The 16,123-nt window shown below is 62.2% G+C and carries 15 protein-coding genes; 9 read left to right on the top strand and 6 right to left on the bottom strand.

What is annotated here, in order from left to right; genetic code table 11:
• Window positions 1-10: 10 nt before the first annotated feature.
• The 6 genes from AC1RME_RS17335 to AC1RME_RS17310 all read left to right on the top strand — a co-directional run bounded on the left by AC1RME_RS17335 (window position 11) and on the right by AC1RME_RS17310 (window position 7,311).
• The gene (locus AC1RME_RS17335) at window positions 11-1,648 is read left to right on the top strand and encodes a 5-guanidino-2-oxopentanoate decarboxylase (RefSeq protein ID WP_096818384.1); all 1,638 of its coding nucleotides are present in this window, start codon (window positions 11-13) and stop codon (window positions 1,646-1,648) included.
• The gene (locus tag AC1RME_RS17330) at window positions 1,648-3,096 is read left to right on the top strand and encodes an aldehyde dehydrogenase family protein (RefSeq protein ID WP_176504810.1); all 1,449 of its coding nucleotides are present in this window, start codon (window positions 1,648-1,650) and stop codon (window positions 3,094-3,096) included. The genes AC1RME_RS17335 and AC1RME_RS17330 overlap by 1 nt, the downstream gene beginning before the upstream one ends.
• Window positions 3,097-3,312: 216 nt before the next feature.
• Window positions 3,313-4,416, top strand: a complete 1,104-nt coding sequence (locus AC1RME_RS17325; RefSeq protein ID WP_011335694.1) for an ABC transporter substrate-binding protein — start codon at window positions 3,313-3,315, stop codon at window positions 4,414-4,416.
• A gap of 71 nt (window positions 4,417-4,487) precedes the next feature.
• Window positions 4,488-5,396: an ABC transporter permease gene (locus AC1RME_RS17320; protein WP_007960163.1), complete on the top strand. Its 909-nt coding sequence runs from the start codon at window positions 4,488-4,490 to the stop codon at window positions 5,394-5,396.
• A complete protein-coding gene (locus AC1RME_RS17315) occupies window positions 5,393-6,241 on the top strand; it encodes an ABC transporter permease (protein ID WP_064599073.1) in 849 nt (282 codons plus the stop codon). Before AC1RME_RS17320 ends, AC1RME_RS17315 begins: the two co-directional genes overlap by 4 nt.
• Window positions 6,242-6,255: 14 nt before the next feature.
• Window positions 6,256-7,311 (top strand): ABC transporter ATP-binding protein, encoded by a 1,056-nt coding sequence (locus AC1RME_RS17310; protein WP_096818382.1) that lies wholly within the window; start codon window positions 6,256-6,258, stop codon window positions 7,309-7,311.
• On the opposite strand, the gene AC1RME_RS17305 is transcribed toward AC1RME_RS17310, so the two are convergent.
• A complete protein-coding gene (locus tag AC1RME_RS17305) occupies window positions 7,312-8,241 on the bottom strand; it encodes an AraC family transcriptional regulator (RefSeq protein WP_096818380.1) in 930 nt (309 codons plus the stop codon).
• Window positions 8,242-8,576: 335 nt separating this feature from the next.
• On the opposite strand from AC1RME_RS17305, the gene AC1RME_RS17300 reads away from it, so the two are divergent.
• A complete protein-coding gene (locus AC1RME_RS17300; RefSeq protein WP_085709576.1) occupies window positions 8,577-8,930 on the top strand; it encodes a putative quinol monooxygenase in 354 nt (117 codons plus the stop codon).
• 43 nt (window positions 8,931-8,973) lie between these two features.
• The gene (locus AC1RME_RS17295) at window positions 8,974-9,216 is read left to right on the top strand and encodes a hypothetical protein (RefSeq protein WP_096818378.1); all 243 of its coding nucleotides are present in this window, start codon (window positions 8,974-8,976) and stop codon (window positions 9,214-9,216) included.
• A 6-nt stretch (window positions 9,217-9,222) separates the two neighbouring features.
• Here AC1RME_RS17295 and AC1RME_RS17290 read toward each other — a convergent pair whose 3' ends face one another.
• Both AC1RME_RS17290 and AC1RME_RS17285 read right to left on the bottom strand, forming a co-directional pair.
• Complete coding sequence (locus AC1RME_RS17290) at window positions 9,223-9,852, bottom strand: flavin reductase family protein (protein ID WP_085709577.1); 630 nt, start codon at window positions 9,850-9,852, stop codon at window positions 9,223-9,225.
• A 128-nt stretch (window positions 9,853-9,980) separates the two neighbouring features.
• Window positions 9,981-10,298 (bottom strand): hypothetical protein, encoded by a 318-nt coding sequence (locus AC1RME_RS17285; protein ID WP_085730226.1) that lies wholly within the window; start codon window positions 10,296-10,298, stop codon window positions 9,981-9,983.
• 348 nt (window positions 10,299-10,646) lie between these two features.
• Between AC1RME_RS17285 and AC1RME_RS17280 the strand changes: the two genes are divergently transcribed.
• Complete coding sequence (locus tag AC1RME_RS17280; RefSeq protein WP_493091572.1) at window positions 10,647-11,405, top strand: COG4705 family protein; 759 nt, start codon at window positions 10,647-10,649, stop codon at window positions 11,403-11,405.
• Between the two features lie 62 nt (window positions 11,406-11,467).
• Here AC1RME_RS17280 and AC1RME_RS17275 read toward each other — a convergent pair whose 3' ends face one another.
• The 3 genes from AC1RME_RS17275 to AC1RME_RS17265 form a co-directional block, all read right to left on the bottom strand.
• Window positions 11,468-12,787 (bottom strand): MFS transporter, encoded by a 1,320-nt coding sequence (locus AC1RME_RS17275; protein WP_096818372.1) that lies wholly within the window; start codon window positions 12,785-12,787, stop codon window positions 11,468-11,470.
• 165 nt (window positions 12,788-12,952) lie between these two features.
• On the bottom strand, window positions 12,953-14,281 hold the full coding sequence (locus tag AC1RME_RS17270; protein ID WP_493091571.1) for a sigma-54-dependent transcriptional regulator: 1,329 nt from the start codon (window positions 14,279-14,281) through the stop codon (window positions 12,953-12,955).
• Window positions 14,281-16,041: a sensor histidine kinase gene (locus tag AC1RME_RS17265; protein ID WP_096818368.1), complete on the bottom strand. Its 1,761-nt coding sequence runs from the start codon at window positions 16,039-16,041 to the stop codon at window positions 14,281-14,283. Before AC1RME_RS17265 ends, AC1RME_RS17270 begins: the two co-directional genes overlap by 1 nt.
• Between the last annotated feature and the right edge of the window lie 82 nt (window positions 16,042-16,123).

Here is a 16,123-nt window from a genome sequence, read left to right as displayed (position 1 = left end):
GGGCAAAGACATGGCGACGTGTGGCGAAGTACTGGTCAAGTTACTCGAAGATTATGGGGTCGAGCAGGTGTTCGGCATTCCCGGGGTGCATACCGTGGAGCTGTATCGCGGGCTGGCCCGTTCGAGCATCAACCACGTTACCCCACGCCACGAGCAGGGCGCCGGTTTCATGGCCGACGGCTACGCCCGCACCAGCGGCAAACCGGGCGTGTGCTTCATCATCACCGGCCCCGGCATGACCAACATCACCACCGCCATGGGCCAGGCGTACGCCGATTCGATCCCGATGCTGGTGATCTCCAGCGTGCAGTCGCGCAGTCAACTGGGTGGCGGTCGCGGCAAGTTGCATGAACTGCCGAACCAGAGCGCACTGGTCGGCGGTGTGGCGGCGTTCTCCCACACCCTGATGTCGGCGTCCGAGTTGCCGGGCGTGCTGGCCCGTGCGTTTGCGCTGTTCCAGGCCGGGCGTCCGCGTCCGGTGCACATCGAAATTCCGCTGGATGTGCTGGTCGAAGAAGCCGATGAGCTACTGGCCAGCGTGCCGGTCAACATCGACCGCGCCGGAGCTGCGCCAGCCGCCGTGAGCCGCATGACTGAACTGCTGGCCGGTGCCCAGCGTCCGCTGATCCTCGCCGGTGGCGGCGCCATCGATGCCGCTGCCGAACTCACCGAACTGGCCGAACTGCTCGACGCGCCAGTGGCCCTGACCATCAACGCCAAAGGCATGTTGCCGTCCAATCATCCGCTGTTGATCGGTTCGACCCAGAGTCTGGTGGCGACCCGCGCCCTGGTGGCCGACGCCGACGTGATCCTGGCGATTGGCACCGAACTGGCGGAAACCGACTACGACGTCACCTTCGCGGGTGGTTTCGAGATCCCCGGCAAACTGCTGCGCGTCGATATCGATCCCGACCAGACCGTGCGCAACTACCCGCCTCATGTGGCGCTGGTGGCGGACTCGCGCAACGCGGCGCAAGCATTGCTGAGCGCGTTGTCGCACAAGCCGCTGGCCGAGCGCCGCAACGACTGGGGTCAGGTGCGCGCCGCGCGTCTGCGTGAAGACCTGGCCGCGACCTGGGACGCCCCGACTCTGGCCCAGACCCGTTTCCTCGAAACCGTGCTGCACGAACTGCCGAACGCGGTGTTCGTCGGTGACTCCACGCAACCGGTGTACACCGGCAACCTCACGTTCAACCCGGAGCGTCCGCGCCGCTGGTTCAACTCGTCCACCGGTTACGGCACCCTCGGTTACGCCTTGCCGGCAGCCATCGGCGCCTGGCTCGGTGGCCCACTGGAACACGGCGCTCGCCCGCCGGTGGTGTGCCTGATCGGCGACGGCGGCCTGCAATTCACCCTGCCGGAACTGGCCAGCGCCGTGGAAGCGCGCACGCCGGTGATCATCCTGCTGTGGAATAACCAGGGTTACGAAGAGATCAAGAAATACATGGTCAACCGCGCCATTGAGCCAGTGGGCGTGGACATCTACACCCCGGATTTCATCGGTGTCGCCAAGGCCCTGGGTTGCGCGGCGGAAGCGATCAGCTCCGCCGAACACCTGCGCGGTGCCCTGCGCGCCGCCACCGATCGTCAGGGCCCGACCCTGATCGAAATCGACCAGACCCAATGGATGAAGGCGGTGGCCAAATGATGAATTTCCCGACCACACTCGACGGTCTGTACATCAACGGCCAATGGGCCGCCGGCCGCGAGCACCTGCGCGTGATCAACCCGGCCACTGAAGCGCTGCTGACTACGGTCAATGGCGGTGATGCAAACGCCGTCAACCAAGCGGTAACGGCCGCGACTGAAGCCTTCAAGGACTGGTCGAAAACCACCGGTGCCGAGCGCGGCGCGATCCTGCGCAACATCGCCAATGGCGTGCGCAACGGTCGTGATCACTTGATGAAATTGCAGTCGAGCAACAACGGCAAACCGCAGTTTGAAGCGGGCATCGATGTCGACGACGTGATCGCCACATTCGAGTACTACGCAGAACTCGCCGAAGGCCTCGACGCCAAACTCGACAGCGATGTGCCGCTGCCGAGCGACGATTTCAGTGCACGTCTGCGCCGCGAACCGTGTGGTGTGGTCGGGCTGATCGTGCCGTGGAATTTCCCGATGGTCACCACCGCGTGGAAACTCGCGCCGGCCTTGGCCGCCGGTTGCTGCGTGGTGCTCAAGCCTTCGGAAGTCACGCCGCTGCCGGAACTGGAACTGGCGGCGATCATCGCCGAATCCGGTCTGCCCAAAGGCGTGTTCAACCTGGTGTGCGGCACCGGCCTGGCGGTCGGTGCGCCGCTGTCGGCGGACCCGCGCATCGCCAAGGTTTCCTTCACCGGCAGTAACGCCGTGGGTGTGCAGGTGATGCAGCGCGCCGCGGAAACCGTGAAGGGCGTGAGCCTGGAACTGGGTGGCAAATCCTCGCTGCTGATCCTGGAAGATGCCGACCTGGATCTGGCGGTGGAGCTGGCCTGCGGCGGTGGTTTCTTCAACGCCGGGCAGATGTGCTCGGCCACCAGCCGGGTGCTGGTGGCCGATGAACTGGCCGATGAATTCCTGATTCGCTTGAAGGCCCGCGCGGAAAAAATCCGTGTGGCCGACCCGTTCGATCCAGAAGTCGAGATGGGCGCACTGGTCAATCAGGCGCAGTACCAGCGTGTGCTCGGTCATATCGACCGCGGTCTGAGCGCCGGTGCCAAGCTGATCTGTGGCGGCAATCGCCCGGCGGATCTGCCGCGCGGTTATTTCTTGCAGCCGACGATCTTCACCGAGGTGCCCCTCGACAGTGCGCTGTGGTGTGAAGAGATCTTCGGCCCGGTGATCTGCGTGCGCAGTTTCGCTTCGGAAGCCGAGGCGATTGCCCTGGCCAACGACAGCCAGTTCGGGCTGGTCGCCAGCGTGGTCACGCGCAATGCCGAGACTGCGGATCGAGTCGCCAACGCCTTGCAGGCGGGGCTGGTGTGGCTCAACGCGCCGCAGGTGATCTTTCCGCAGACGGCGTGGGGCGGCTACAAACAGAGCAGCATCGGTCGCGAACTGGGGCCGTGGGGCCTGGCGGCATTCCAGGAAATCAAGCACGTGATCCGCGCGCTCTGAATGCCCGAAAAAGGTCAGCGCATGCCTCGCAACGAGGCATGCGCCGGCGTCATGGCTCCAATGAGTTTTTATCGATAGTCAGGTGTTTTGCACGACCTCAGGATGAACCCGCTGATCACGTTCAGGCCCTTTGAAATCGGGGGCTTGGGCGGTTCCGATCACGCACGGCAAGGGTTGCGGTCAATCTCATACTTACAAGAATAATGGGAGTCCTAAATGGGCGAGCACGATCTGAACAGGCGTCAATTCATCAAAACCGTCGGCGTGGCCTCGGTGGCTGCGGCGGCCATGAGCATGCCCTTCATCCGGGCCAGTGCCAGCGACACCCGTTTTGCCGGCAAGACCCTGCGCCTGCTGACCTGGTCCGATGACACGGGTCTGGCCGCACTGCGCAACATCGCTGCAACGTTCGAAGCCAAGACCGGCGCCAAAGTGATTGCCGACCGCACCGGCAGCACCTCGGAAATGGTCGCCAAGCTCAAGGCCGGCGGTGACCGTCCGCAGTACGACATCATCACTCTGGCCGGTGTTGGAGCTGAAGGTCTGGCCGCTGCCGGGCTGTTGGAAAAACCCGATCTCAACCGCATTCCCAACCTGATCGATGTCCCGGAAAAATACCGCACCGGGGCCAACGGTCACGGCATCGGTTACCTGCTGTGGTGCAACAGCCTGGTCTACAGCACCCGCACCCAAAAGGAAGCGCCGGACAGTTACGCCGCGCTGTGGGACGCCGATCTGGCACCGAACATTTTCCTGCCACCACCAAACTGGACCGAGGCGATGGACCTGATCATCATCGCCGCCAAACTGGCCGGTGGTGACGAGCACAACATCGAGCCGGGCTTCAAGAAACTCGCGGAGTTGAAAGACCGCGTGGTGACCCTGGGCGAAAACCCCAACCAGATCGCCGAGCTGTTTCGCACCGGTTCCCTGGACATGGGCGGCCTGTATGCCCCGGCGTTTTTCCCCAAGCAGATCCGCGACCCGAACTACGGCCTCGGCGCCACGTTCGGCATGAAAGAAGGTTTCTATACCGACCTGATGCTCTCGGTGATGCCGAAGAACCGTCCGGGCGACACCGACCTGGCCTACGCCTTCATCGATCACTCCCTCGACCCGCTGGTGCAGGGCAAGATGGCCGAAGACATCTTCAACGGCCCGGTCAACGCCAAGGCGATCATCTCCGCCGAAGCGCGCAAGAGCCCCTTCATCCTCACGCCGGAGCAGATCGCGGAGAAGGCGATCATGCACGACAACGCCTTCCTGGCGACCGTGCATGACCAGTGGATTCGTCGCTACACGGAAATCTTTTCTTCCTGACGCCGACCTTCCGGGGCACCGCATGATCGGGGTGCCCGGGAGATTCGTTTTCCATTGACGAGATCATTGCTATGGAACATCAATCCCTGACCCAACCGGTCGGCGCGGGTGACGTGCGCCCGGCGCGCGGTGTTTCGCCAACCGCGCGGGCGTGGTTTTTTCTCACGCCGTCGATGCTGTTTCTAGGTGTGCTGATTGCCGCCAGCCTTTTGGTGTTGCGCATGAGCGTCGGTACCAAGGGCGCGGAGTGGTCCGGTTTCAGCCTGGCCAGTTACGCCCAGTTGCTCGAACCCTACTACCTCAAATCGTTGCTGCTGACCTTGCGTCTGGCGCTGATCAGCGCGGTGATCGCCGTAGTGCTGGCGATCCCGGTGGCCTACACCATGTCGCGCCTGACTTCACCGTTCGTGCGGCGGATCTTCCTCGCGGCGGTGCTGTTGCCGTTGCTGGTCAACCTGCTGCTGCAAAGCTACGGCTGGCTGGTGATTCTCGGCCCCGGCGGCATGCTCAACCAGACGCTGATGGGCCTCGGTCTGATCAAACGCCCGATCATGTTGCTGTACAACCAGAACGGCGTGTTGATGGGTCTGGTGCAGACCGCGTTCCCGCTCGCTGTGCTGCCGATTGCCAGCGCCATGCGCGGTGTCGCCCGCAGCTACGAAGAAGCTGCCGCGACGCTTGGCGCCAGTCGTTTCCAAGTGTTCCGTCAGGTGGTGTTGCCGATGAGTCTGCCGGGGATCATCACCGGCGCGACGCTGGTGTTCGCCTACAACGCCAGCAGCTTCGTGGTGCCGCTGTTGCTCGGTGGCCGTCGCGTGCCGATGCTCGCGGTGATGGTGCATGACCAGATCGCCCCGCTGATGAACTGGCCCGCCGCATCCGCCGCTGGCGTGGTGCTGATCGTCACCACGCTGGCGATCATGACCCTGTCCGAATACATCACCGGCCGCCGTCGCCGTCTGCTGGAGGCTTCGCAATGAGTGCCCTGATCAAGAAGCGTCAGTCGCTGTTGCCGGGAGACACCGGCAAGTTCGCCGGTATTCTTTCCGGGATCATTTTGTTCCTGGCAGTGTTGCCGATCCTGACCATGATCGTGATGTCGTTCAGCGGTGCGTCGAACCTCGACTTCCCGCCGAGCAGCTACAGCCTGCAATGGTACAAGGCGGCGTGGCACACCTTTGTGTCGCCGGACGCCAGTGATGTGCTGAGCCTCGGCCAGGCCATGGGCACCAGTTTGCTGGTGGCGTGCCTGACGATGATTTTCGCCACGCTGATCGCGGTGCCGGCGGCCTACGCGCTGACCCGTTGCGAGTTCCGCGGCAAGGGCGTGGCGCTGCAATTGATGTCGCTGCCGCTGGTGTTTCCGATGGTGGTGCTGGGACTGGCCTTGCTGCTGGTGTTCGACAGCCTGCCGTTCCACATGACCACCTCGCGGCTGGTGATTGCTCACGTGATTCTGGCGCTGCCGTTCGTGGTGAAGAACTGCACCGCGGCCATGCTTTCCATCGGCAGCGAAGTCGAAGAGGCCGCGCAGATGCTCGGCGCCTCGCCGTTGCGGGCCATCGTCGATGTGGTGGTGCCGCTGATGAAATCGGGGATTCTGGCGGGGATGCTGCTGGCGTTCATCGTCTCGTTCAACGAATTCACCGTGACCTATTTCCTCTACACCATCGACGTCATGACCGTGCCGATCTGGATGTACAGCCGCACCGTGTCATCGCTCGACCCTACTGTGTTCTCGTTTGCCGTGCTGATCGTGCTGATCGACTTCGTCCTGATCTGGGCGCTGGAGAAGCTGGTGGGCGAGGGCGGCGTTTCCTTTTGATTGTGAGGTGCAACATGACTGGACTGATTCTGGAAAACGTCGAGAAACACTACGGCTCGGCCTGCGCGGTAAAAGACGTCAACCTGCATTTGCCCGAGGGCAAACTGGTGTGCTTCCTCGGCCCGTCGGGCTGCGGCAAGACCACGTTGCTGCGAATGATCGCCGGGCTGGAAACCCTTACCGGCGGCGAGATTCGCCTGGACGGCGAGGACATCGGCCACACCCCGGCGCACCTGCGCAACTTCGGCATGGTGTTCCAGTCGCTGGCGCTGTTCCCGCACATGACCGTGGGCGAGAACATCGCCTATCCGCTGAAACTGCGCGGTGTGAGCAAGGCTGATCAACAGGCGCGGGTGGTGGAGTTGCTGGAGCTGATCCAGCTGCAAGCGATGATCGACCGCCCGGTGGCGAAACTCTCCGGCGGTCAGCGTCAGCGGGTGGCGATTGCCCGGGCGATTGCCTCGCACCCGAAAATCCTTTTGCTCGACGAACCGCTGTCGGCGCTGGATGCCAAGCTGCGTGAGTCGATGCAGGTGGAAATCCGCCAGCTGCAACAACGCCTGAACATCACCACCATCATGGTTACCCACGATCAACGCGAGGCCATGACCATGGCTGACATCGTGGTGGTGCTGGGCGAGCATCGGGTGCAGCAGGTGGGTACGCCGATCGAAATCTACCGCCATCCGGCCAACGAGTTCGTCGCGGATTTCATTGGCTCCGGCAATATCTTCCCGGCCACCGCGCTGGGCGATGGCAAGGTCGTGCTGCCGGGCGGCGATGCCCTGCAAGTGCCGATCTGCAGCAGCATCGTGGTCGGGCAGAAAGTGAAGATGTTGATTCGTCCTGAAGACCTGCAACTGTCGGCGCCCCAGGCCACGGCAGGCAATCGCCTGCTGGGCAAGGTGACGTTTGTGCGGGATATCGGCGCGACTATCGAGACTACGGTGGAATGTTCCGGGGTGACCTTCACGGCGCTGAGCACGCCGTGTCAGGGCATCGGGCTGGGGATCGGGCATCCGGTGTCGGTGACGTTGCCGAGTGAGGCGTGTCGGGTGTTGGGCGCCTGATCAGACCGTGAGTCGCAAGCGCGCCAGATCCCTTAGCGGCGGCGCGCCGAACAACCGGCTGTACTCACGACTGAACTGCGACGGACTTTCATACCCCACCCGATACCCCGCCGCCGATGCCTCCAGCCCTTCAGCCAGCATCAGGCGCCGCGCCTCTTGCAGGCGCAGTTGCTTCTGATACTGCAACGGACTCATCGCCGTCATCGCCTTGAAACGGTGATGCAGGGTCGAGACGCTGAGGTTCACTTCCTTCGCCAGATCATCAATGCGCAGCGGTTGTTCGAAGTTGCCGTTGAGCCATTTGATCGCCTGGCTGATGCGATGGCTCTGGCTGTTGGCGATGGCGATTTCGTACAGCCGATGGCCCTGCGGGCTGCGCAACAGGCGATAGAGAATTTCCCTACGGATCAGCGGCGCGAGCATGGCGATGTCTTTCGGCGTGTCGAGCAGACGGGCCAGACGCAACACCGCATCGAGCATCGCGCTGTCGATCTTTTCCACATACAGACCGCGCCCGGTCGGCCGGGTCGGCACGCCCATGGGCCCGGCGTCGGCGATCAGCGCGGTGATTTCCGCCGGGTCGATGTCCAGGCGCACGGCGAGGATCGGTTCCAGAGGCGAGACATTCACCACCCGACCGCTCAACGGCATCGAAACCGAGACCACCAGGTAATTCAGCGGGTCGTAATTGAAGTACTCGTCCGCCAGCCGCACCTCTTTGCGCCCCTGGGCCATGATGCACAGCGCCGGTTGCGCGAGCACCGGGGCGAAGTCATGGGATTGGGTGTGGCGCGACATGAACAGCGAGCCGACGGCGGTGGCATAACTGCCATCTTCGGATGTGTTGCGGCGGATGATGGCCGCCAGTTCCGCGCGCTGCTTTTCCATGTCGGCATCGGGCGGCGCCTGAAAACGATCGAATGACGTCATGCACAGCCTCCTCGGCAAGGGATGGAATGGGAGCAGAGCATAAGTTTGTGCAAGCGCAAGCGGTAGACACATCCTGCGAAATGCTTGCCTGATCCTGCATGGCGTTGCTTGCCTGCCCAGACATGACAGGGCGCATTCCGGAAAACTTGCTCGAAACCGGTGTGACAGGACGGTGACAGCAATTCACGATCTGTTACAGGTATGAAAGACAGTCTCGCAGGATTGTGCAACGCGGCGGCAGGAATCGACTAACGGCGAACGCTGCCCGGCCCTTAACCTTGGATCCTGTCGCAGCCCGTCCCCGGCTGCCACGCGACTCCCTGGGAGGGTTGAACATGTCCAAGCAGATTCCCGTCAGTCATATGGCCTTCGTTCGAGCGCGCGCCGGGCGCTCGGCGGAACTCGGCATGCGCCTGAGCGCGCTGATCGAACCGTCCCGTGCCGCCGCCGGTTGCCTGAGCTTTTCCTTGCAGCATTCGCAGTGTGATCCGGAGCTTTGGCTGGTTTCCGGTTTCTGGAATAACCAGCAGTCGATGACCGCGTATTTCAGCAGCCCGTCGATGGAAGTCTTTGCCGAGCTGGTGCAGGACCTGGTGGTCAACAGCCTGGATTTCCACACGTTTAAAGACGTGTCGGCGGCGCAGGCGCTGGGTCAAAGTTGCGCGCCGATACACAAACTCGCCGGTTGAGGGTTTAATGGCCAGCCTATTTGACTGAGCCAGGACCTGCGACATGGCACGTAAAGAGTTCGAACACTTCGAAGCGGTTTCCGCTGTAGTCCCCGTCGAGTTGGGCAGCAACAAGGGTTATCACGCGGCAATCGCGGTCAAGGCCCTGGTCGACGGCGGTGCGCCACGCTTTCACAAACTGTTGAATGACCAGGTCTTCCCTGGTGCCATTGCCGCCGATGAAGCGGCCATCAATGAGCTGGACAAGCTCAAGGGCGTCACTGATGACGCCGAGCTGATCTGGTAACCGCGTTTACTTGACGGCGCCCGGGCGCCACATCTTGAACAATGCCTCCGGCCCCAGCTGGAAGTAGTCCGCCGGCCCGCCGCCGCGCAGAATCGGTTCTGCGGCGGCGGTGTCGTAGATCCCGTCCTTCAACAGCCATTTGGCGATGTGCACGGCGACCACTTCGCCGAGCACCAGCCAGCTCGGCACCGTCTCGCCGTCGGCCCGCTGCAACTGAATGATCTGCGTGACCTTGCACTCGAAGGACACCGGGCTTTCGGCCACACGCGGCACGGCAATCACCTTTGACGCCACCGGCGTCAGCCCCGCCAGTTCGAACTCGTTGACCTCGGGCGCGACGGCTGCGCAGCTCTGGTTCATCTGCTCGGCCAGCGGCCGGGTCGCGAGGTTCCAGACGAACTCGCCGGTCTGCTCGATGTTGTTCAGGCTGTCTTTGCGCCCGACACTGGAGAACCCGATGATCGGCGGAATGTAGTTGAACGCGTTGAAAAAGCTGTAAGGAGCCAGGTTCAACCGGCCCTCGGCATCCTGCGAAGAAATCCAGCCGATGGGGCGCGGACCGACGATCGCGTTGAACGGATCGTGGGGCAGGCCGTGGCCGTTGGCCGGTTCGTAGAAATGGATGTCATCGGGCATGGCGGGGTGTTCCTGAAGGCTTTTATAAGCGGCCAATAGTGCAAGTCCGGTCCGCGAAGATCAAATGCCGACCTTTGGAAATGAACAAGCCCGGCAATGGCCGGGCTTTGGTGTTTGCATTGCGCCGATCAGCTAATGGCTGCGGCAGTACCGGTTTTATCGAAACCGTCAGCAGCGATGGCAGCGGCGGTGCCGGTTTTATCGAAACCGTCGGCAGCGATGGCAGCAGCAGTGCCAGTCTTGTCGAAGCCATCGGCAGCAACCGCTTTGCCAACGTTGGTTTTATCGAAACCATCGGCAGCGTAGGCGCCCGAGTGGCTGGTTTCGATAGCGGCGCTGGCGCCGGAAATGAAATCGGCGGATTTGGTTTTGTCCGAGCCATCGGCGGCGAAGGTGTTGGCGGCCAGTACGGACAAGGTCAGGGCGAGGATCAGTTTGGTTTTCATGGTCGTTCTCCAGATTCGAAATTCGTTGGCGATGTGTTTCGCATGGGGTTCATGCTACGCCAACTAAATTGATTAAAAAGCGCAAAATAATGCTAAAAACAATCGATTAACTTGATATTAAGGGCGACGCATTCAATTCGCTTTCGTCGTCGGAGCGAGCGTCGCGCAGGTCATCGATCAGGTAGGTGCAGGATGCAGCAGGGGCATTAACCGGTGATTAATCGCCGCTTTTGGCTTGTGTGACAGATTTTTCATACATTCCCGACCGGTTTTTCACCCTCGTAACGCCAGTCTGCCGGCGGCCAGAAAACCAAGAACCGGCCGTCACACACTGGAGCTTTACCTGCAATGAACAAACTGCCTCAAATCACCCTGGCCTTCTGGGTCATGAAAATCTGCGCGACGACCCTGGGGGAAACCGCGGGGGATTTGCTGTCGATGACCCTGAACGTCGGCTACGCCATGAGCTCGCTGATCCTGATCAGCGTGTTCGTCCTGACGTTGATCACGCAGCTGATGTCCAAGACTTACAAGCCGCTGCTGTACTGGATCGTGATCCTGTCGACCAGCACCGCCGGCACCACCATGTCCGACTTCATGGACCGCACGCTGGAGCTGGGTTACGCCACAGGTTCGATGATCCTGATCGCGATCCTGCTGGCGATCTTCGCGGCGTGGCGCCTGAGCGGCGATTCGCTCAACGTCACCAAGGTGCAGAGCTTTCGCGGCGAGATGTTCTACTGGATGGCGATCCTGTTCTCCAACACCCTGGGCACCGCGCTCGGCGATTACCTGGCGGACGATTCGGGCCTGGGCTTTGCCGGTGGCGCGCTGTTGATCGGCTCGGCGATTGCGGTGGTCGTATTGCTCAAGTACTTCACGAAGATTTCGGCGGTGGCGCTGTTCTGGGTGGCGTTCGTGCTGACCCGGCCGTTTGGCGCGACCCTGGGCGACTTGATGACCAAGTCCCATGAGAAGGGCGGGCTGGACTTCGGCACCATCGGTTCGTCGGCGGTGCTGGCGGGGATTCTGTTGGTGATGATCGTGGGCGCGTCTTATGCGCAGAAGCGCTATGGCAGCAAACAGAGTGTTGCCGAATTGTCCTGATCGGGAAATCGGACAGGTAAGAAACGCGCGAAGGTCTTGCACCTTCGCGCGTTTTTTTGCGATCAGTCAGTGACGATGCGCGAATGTTTCTGGGTGTCTTTCATGGTGATGTACACCAGCAGGGACACCGCGATGCACGCAGTCACGTACCAGTAGTAACCGGTTTCCATGCCGATGCTCTTGAACCACAGCGCGATGTATTCGGCGGTGCCGCCGAAGATCGACACGGTCAGTGCGTACGGCAGGCCGACGCCCAGGGCGCGGATTTCGGTCGGGAACAGCTCGGCCTTCACCACGGCGTTGATCGAGGTGTAACCGCTGACGATGATCAGCGCCGCCATGATCAGGAAGAACGCGCCCCACCAGGTCTGGATGGTGTGCAGGGTCATCAGGATCGGCACAGTGAAGATCGTGCCCAATACACCGAAAGCGATCAGGATCGGACGACGACCGATCTTGTCGGACAGGCCGCCGATGATCGGTTGCAGGCACATGAACAGGAACAGCGTGGCGGCGGAAATGGTGGTGGAGTCGGAGATGCTCATGCCGACGGTGTTCACCAGGTATTTCTGCATGTAGGTGGTGTAGGTGTAGAACGCCAGCGTACCGCCCATGGTCAGGCCGACCACGGTGAGCAGTTCTTTCGGATGGCGCATCAAGGTGCGCATGGCGCTTTCCTTGGACTTCTCTTTCTTGGTGAACGACTCGGTTTCTTCCATGCCACGACGCAGGTACAGCGCAACGATTGCGCACAGCGCGCCGATGGCGAACGGGATACGCCAGCCCCAGGCGTACAGCTGTTCAGTGGTCAGCATGTTCTGCAGCACGATCAACACGCCCAGCGCGATGAGCTGGCCCGAGATCAGGGTCACATACTGGAAGCTTGAGAAGAAGCCGCGACGTTCCTTGGTCGCCATCTCCGACAGGTAAGTCGCGGAAGTGCCGTACTCGCCACCGACCGACAGGCCTTGCAGCAGACGGGCGAAGACCAGCAGGATCGGCGCGCCGATGCCGATGGTTTCGTAGTTCGGGCTGAGGGCGATCAGCAGGGAGCCAAAGCACATCAGGTACACCGAGGCCATCAGTGCCTTTTTACGTCCGACCTTGTCGGCGTACAGGCCCATCAGCCAGCCACCGATCGGGCGCATCAGAAAGCCCACGGCGAAGATCGCGGCGGTGTTCATCAATTGGGCGGTGGTGGAACCGGCGGGGAAGAAGGTCTTGGCGAAGTACAGCGAGAAGGCGGCATAGACGTACCAGTCGTACCACTCGACCATGTTGCCGACGGAACCGCTGAAGATCGACTTGATGCGACTGGCGGTGGTTCGTTCTTTGACCGGCACGGCAGCCGACCCAAGAGGCAGGGCGTTGGAGTTATCCATTGAAGGATCCTTCGTTTAATTGTTTTTGTGGAGCGCGTTGAAACGCAGCCTGCGAGGGCTATAGCAGGAGCTGTGCCAACGGGGGGAGGGCCGGTTTAGAGGGGGTAGGAGGAATTGTTGAGCGGGTTTTTGCCGATGATCAGGAATGAATGAGCGGATTTCCGCTCATTCAGGTACGAACATTTCCCGGGTCAGACCATGGCGCTGCATCTTTTCATTGAAGGTGCGGCGTGGCAGTTGCAGCTCTTCAAGTACGGCTTTCACATCACCCTTGTGCCGGGTCAACGCCGCCCGCAGACACTGCGCCTCAAACGCCTCTTGCTGCGCCGCCAGCGACTGGCCCGGATCGATGCCCTGCACCGGTTCATCCAGCCCCAGCACCTGCCGTTCGGCGACGTTCGCCAGTTCCCGCACATTACCCGGCCAGTCATGACTCAGCAGGTGGCTCAATTGCGCGCCACTGAGCGGCGGGAAGGTCCGGCCCAAGCGTTGGGCGGCGCTCTGGGCGAAGGACTCGAACAACAACGGAATGTCTTCCCGACGATCACGCAACGGCGGCAGGCGCAATTCGGCGACGTTCAGGCGATACGCCAGGTCTTCGCGAAAACGCCCGGCCCGCGCTTCATCCAGCAAATCGGGTTTGGTCGCCGCGACGATCCGCAGGTCCACGCGAATACTCTGGTTCGACCCCAGCCGCTCCAGCTTCTGCTCCTGCAACACCCGCAGCAGTTTTACCTGCTGGGCCAGCGGCATGCTTTCGATTTCATCGAGAAACAGCGTGCCGCCATCGGCGTATTCCAGCTTGCCGATGCGCTTGCCGGAGGCCCCGGTGAACGCGCCGCTCTCATGCCCGAACAACTCGGCTTCGAACAACTGCTCGGGGATCGCCGCGCAGTTCAGCGCCACAAACGGCTTGTCGGCGCGCGGGCCGAAGTCGTGCAGGCAGCGGGCGACCAGTTCCTTGCCGCTGCCGGTCTCGCCACGGATCAGCACGTTGACCGGCAGCGTCGCCAGATCCAGCACCTGTCGGCGCAAGGTCTGCAAGCCACGGGATACACCGAGCAACGTCGCATCCAGTTTGGCGCGGTTGTCGGCCAGTTCGTGCAGGGCACGGTTTTCCAGCACCAGCCGACGCTTGTCCAGCGCCCGGCGCAGGCTGCCGAGCAAGGTTTCCGGGCTGAAGGGTTTTTCCAGAAAGTCGTAGGCGCCGTCGCGCATGGCTTCGACCGCCATCGGCACATCGCCGTGGCCAGTGAGCAGAATCACCGGCAGGTCGGCATCCCGGCGCTGCACCTCGGCCAGCAGTTCAAGACCGCTGAGGCCAGGCATGCGTACGTCGCTGACAATCACCCCGGCAAAATGCGCCGGCAGCGCCGCCAGGCATTCCTCGGCGCGGCTGAACAGTTGCACCTCGAAACCGGACAGGCTCAGCCACTGTTCGACGGCACTGCGAATGCTGCTTTCGTCATCGACCACCATCACCGCATTGAGCATCAGATGTGCGCCTCCAGATCGATCGGCAGGGTCAGGCTGAACACTGCGCCGTTGTCGCCATTGTCGGCGCTCAGGCGCCCGCCGGATTCGTGGACGATGGCAAACGACACCGCCAGCCCCAGACCGAGGCCGTCACCCACCGGTTTTGTGGTGAAGAACGGATCGAACACCTGGCCCAGATGCTCTTCGGCAATGCCGCCGCCGTTGTCGATGACACTCAGGCGCCACAGTTGCTCGTCGGCTTCCAGACGGATTTCCAGACGCTTGCAAGGTTTGCCCTGCATAGCGTCGAGGGCGTTGCGCAGCAGGTTGATCAGCACTTGTTCGAGACGGATCGCATCGCCGCGCACCCAGGCCGGGCGGGTCAGATGCAGCACAAGGCTGACCTGTTCGTCGCGCATTCTTGCGTCGAGCAATTGCAGGGCCTGATCGACCACTGTCGCCAGATCCAGCCGCTCGCGCAAACCGCTGGGGCTCTTGCGGGCGAAGGTTTTCAAATGACCGGTCAGGGCCGCCATGCGCGTGAGCATTTCATCGACCGGTTTGAGCGCCTTGTAGGCGTCATCGACGCGGCCATGATCGAGCAGCAGGCGCAAGGTCGCCAGTTGCATGCGCTGAGCGGTCAGCGGCTGATTGATTTCGTGGGCCAGCGCGGCGGACATCTGCCCGAGTGCCGCCAGTTTGGCCGACTGCACCAGACCGTCCTGGGCGGTACGCAAGTCGCGGGTACGTTCTTCGACCAGTTGCTCAAGCTCTTCGCGGCTACGCTGGCGCATCTTCGCCAGGCGCCAGCGCTGGTTGAGGAACAACAACAGGAACACCAGCGCCAGCCACACCCCGGCAGCGGCGAGCCCGGCATTGCGCTGGTCTTCGAAGGACAGTTGCGGGCGTCGCAGCAGGTGCAGGGTCCAGCCTTCGGCGGTCAGCGGCAGCGATTCCCACAGGTAATCCGCTGTGCCTTGCGGGCCTTCGACACGGCGCAGATCACTGTTGTCGTCGAAGCGACGCAGCGACAGATGAGTCAGCGGCACCAGCGACTGTTTGTCGTATTGGCGGGTGGCCTTGATCTCTTTGTAATCGGCCGGGCTCAGCGGGTGCAGGAGGCGATAGCGCCAGTCGGGCTGGTTGGCGATAAAAATGATTCCGCGCGCGTCACTGACCAGCAGGGTGTCGCTGCCCTGGCTCCATTCGCGTTCAAGTTCCGGGAATTCGAGCTTGACCACCATCGCCCCGAGGAACTCGCCGTTGTCGCCGAGCACCGCGCTGGACAGGAAATAACCGGGAATCCCGCTGGTCACGCCGACTGCGTAGAAACGCCCGGTGCCCTGGGTGCGGGTCTGACTGAAATAGGGGCGAAAGCCATAGTTGTGGCCGACGTAACTGCTGGGCAGACGCCAGTTGCTGGCCGCCACCGCGAGGCCGGTGTGATCGAGCAGTTCCAGCGTCGAGGACTGCGCCGCACCGTTGATCTTTTCCAGTTTCAGGTTGAGCGCCGCTTGCTGTTCGGCGTCGACCGGGCCGGCCAGTGCCGCACGCAATTGCGGGTCCAGCGCCAGCACGGCGGGCAGGGCGCGATAGCGGTCGATCAGGGTGTGCAGCGAGTTGGCGTACAGCGCCAGTTGCTGATTGGCCCGCGCGGCGTCTTCTTCCAGTGCCTGGCGCTCGGCATGGCGGATCGCAAGCGTCGCGGCGAGGGCGGCACCGGCGATGATCAGCAGGGTGTACAACGACAGACGCAAGGTACGGGAAGTCGGCAGCATGCTGGGGCAAACGGATGGCAGGACGGGCGGGCACGATACCACGACGTCGAGCGGCTACAGTGCTATCGCTGCATAAAAGCCG

The sequence above is a fragment of the Pseudomonas sp. GW822-FHT03F08 genome (assembly GCF_058801265.1).
The sequence above is the reverse complement of the archived record's forward strand: the minus strand, read 5'-3'. Positions and strand labels throughout refer to the sequence as shown.